This window comes from Dialister sp., assembly GCF_036343215.1.
GTDB lineage: Bacteria > Bacillota > Negativicutes > Veillonellales > Dialisteraceae > Dialister.
Window position 1 is genome coordinate 1 of record NZ_JAZASU010000163.1, and the last position, 2,570, is coordinate 2,570.

Sequence of the window (2,570 nt, forward strand, 5' to 3'; positions counted from 1 at the left end):
ATATTTTTTCCATTGTGTCAAGCTTTCCGCGCATTAAAATTTAAAATTAATAAATTAAAAAGCGTATCCTGCTGGATACGCTAAAATAGGGTTATGTAATTGTCTGTTTTTAGGAGTAAATCCTTAAGTGTGTGCCATTATCCCCCCTGGGGGAGCTGGCTGCGAAGCAGACTGAGGGGGGAGGGATGGAAGGTGGAAAGACTGGAAACTGGGAACTTATACGTATGATTTACATACGTATAAATACGTGCTAATATCATAGATATAAATCGAGGAGGTTCTTATGAAATACATCTATCCCGCTGTGTTTACTGAAGACGACGGTCATTTCCTGATTTCATTTCCGGATTTTCCCCATGTCCATAGTGAGGGAGAATCTTTGGCAGAAGCATTTGATTTGGCTGAAGATGCTCTGAATCTGTGGCTCTGGGACGCAGAGGAGAATGGGGATTCCATTCCTGTTCCATCAGATTCTGAATCTATTTCCGTGCCAAAGAGGTCTTTTATTTCCCTCATCCGGGCTGATACGCTGGAGTATCGGAAACATAACGATACCAGAGCGGTGAAAAAGACACTGACCATTCCCCGGTGGCTGGATACCCTGGCTAAAGAGAGAAATGTGAATTTCTCCAATCTCCTTCAGAATGCGCTGATGAATGAACTCAATGTGAAACATGGATGAAAAAGTCCGGAGAATCTTCTCCGGGTTTTTGATTGGAAACAAGGATGGTCAGGCTCTCCCTTTAGGGAGCTGGCTGCGAAGCGGACTGAGGGGGCGAAATGACTTGCATAGAAGTTCCGAGTTCCGAGTGCAGCATTGGCCTTCGGCAATTTCCCGTCGCTCCCCTCTCACCGCTATCGCGGAGCTCTCCCGAGGGAGAGCCTGCCGCCGGGCATGGCTGACGTATGAGTCAATAATGAAAAGGCTCCCCCTTGGGGGAGCTGGCTGCGTAGCAGACTGAGGGGGGAGGAAAATAACCCGCATGGAAGTTCCGAGTTCCGAGTGCAGCATTGGCCTTCGGCAAATTCCCGTTACTCCCCTCTCACCGCTTCGCGGTGTTCCCAAGGGAGAGCCTGCGTTTTACCGTTTGTGTCTTTTGTCCCAGGTATGTTTCGTCAGTTAGCCTCATATGTGCCACTGAAGGAAAAGGCTCCCCCTTGGGGGAGCTGTCTGCGATAGCAGACTGAGGGGGGAGGAATTCGACGAGAGTATCATTAGCGTCGAGTTGAGATGTTGACCGTTTAGCACACTTTCTTAAGTCCCCTCTCACCGCTGTCGCGGAGCTCTCCCCAGGGAGAGCCTGCCTACGGTCGTGGCTTACGTTTGAGTCAATTGGCAGGGCTAGTATGCTGATGGATTTTTGTCGACAGAGATGAATACCGTTTCGACATGTTCCCTCCCACCGCTATCGTGGAGCCCTCCTATCGAGGAGGGCCTGACGCCGGGCAGGGCTTGCTTTATGGTCAATAGCGAAAAGGCTCCCCCTTGGGGGAGCTGGCTGCGAAGCAGACTGAGGGGGGAGGAAAATAACCCGCATGGAAGTTCCGAGTTCCGAGTGCAGCATTGGCCTTCGGCAAATTCCCGTCGCTCCCCTCTCACCGCTTCGCGGTGTTCCCCAGGGAGAGCCTGTCTACGGTCGTGGCTTACGTTTGTGTCTATAGCGAAAAGGTTCCCCCCTGGGGGAGCTGGCGGAAGGCGACTGAGGGGGGAGGGATGGAAGGCCGCAGGCGGATGGAAATCTGGTAACTGGGAACTTATATGCGAGCAAAAAATATTGACGTACGTAACTGCGTACGTTATACTGAACTCAGGAGGTGATTCTTATGACGGCTATCAGTGTAACGAAGGCAAGGCAGAATATTTATCAGCTGCTGAATGAGGTAAATGAGAATTCCGAGCCTGTAACGATTACGAATACGAAGGGAAAGAATGGAGTGCTGATTTCTGAGGATGATTGGAAGGCCATTCAGGAAACTTTGTACCTGGCCAGTGTCCCGGGTATGGTGGATTCTATCCGTGAAGGCGGGGAGACGCCCATTGAGGATTGTATTCCTGAGGAAGAGGTCGACTGGTAATGTTTCATATCGTCTATACGAAGCAGGCAGTGAAGGATATTTCCCACCTGAAGTCATCCCATCTGGATGGAAAGGCCAGGAAGCTGGTGGAAATCCTTCGGGAGGATCCATTTCGCGTGCCGCCCCGATATGAGGGACTGGTTGGTAATCTTCAGGGCTATTTCTCCAGACGAATCAATCTGCAGCATCGTCTGGTGTATCAGGTCTTCCGGGAACCCTGTGAATATAAGGGAATCCGGTATGAGGGTACTGTCAAAATCATACGCATGTGGACACACTATGAATAATCCACGGTCCAAAGAGACTGTGGATTTTTTATTGGAATCGATTGCCTGCCGGATAATGAGGCTTCTTGAAGGAGCTGGCGGCTTCGCCGACTTTTGGTCAGGCTCCCCCCTGGGGGAGCTGGCTGCGAAGCAGACTGAGGGGGGAGGAAAATAACCCGCATGGAAGTTCCGAGTTCCGAGTGCAGCATTGGCCTTCGGCAAATTCCC

3 protein-coding genes are annotated in these 2,570 nt (G+C 50.8%); all 3 read left to right on the plus strand.

Annotated features, from left to right (window positions below; all coding sequences use genetic code 11):
* Nucleotides 1-283 precede the first annotated feature (283 nt).
* Nucleotides 284-682, plus strand: a complete 399-nt coding sequence (locus VZT47_RS10025; RefSeq protein WP_330224821.1) for a type II toxin-antitoxin system HicB family antitoxin — start codon at nucleotides 284-286, stop codon at nucleotides 680-682.
* Between the two features lie 1,142 nt (nucleotides 683-1,824).
* Nucleotides 1,825-2,076 carry a type II toxin-antitoxin system Phd/YefM family antitoxin gene (locus VZT47_RS10030; protein ID WP_330224822.1) on the plus strand — a complete coding sequence of 84 codons (252 nt, stop codon included), beginning with the start codon at nucleotides 1,825-1,827 and terminating at the stop codon, nucleotides 2,074-2,076.
* A complete protein-coding gene (locus VZT47_RS10035; RefSeq protein WP_330224823.1) occupies nucleotides 2,076-2,363 on the plus strand; it encodes a Txe/YoeB family addiction module toxin in 288 nt (95 codons plus the stop codon). The genes VZT47_RS10030 and VZT47_RS10035 overlap by 1 nt, the downstream gene beginning before the upstream one ends.
* Nucleotides 2,364-2,570: the final 207 nt, after the last annotated feature.

What these genes read in the sequence shown, in the direction of transcription:
- VZT47_RS10025 (WP_330224821.1), top strand. Translation starts at nt 284, where the DNA reads ATGAAATACATCTATCCCGCTGTGTTTACTGAAGACGACGGTCATTTC.
- VZT47_RS10035 (WP_330224823.1), top strand. Translation starts at nt 2,076, where the DNA reads ATGTTTCATATCGTCTATACGAAGCAGGCAGTGAAGGATATTTCCCAC.
- VZT47_RS10030 (WP_330224822.1), top strand. Translation starts at nt 1,825, where the DNA reads ATGACGGCTATCAGTGTAACGAAGGCAAGGCAGAATATTTATCAGCTG.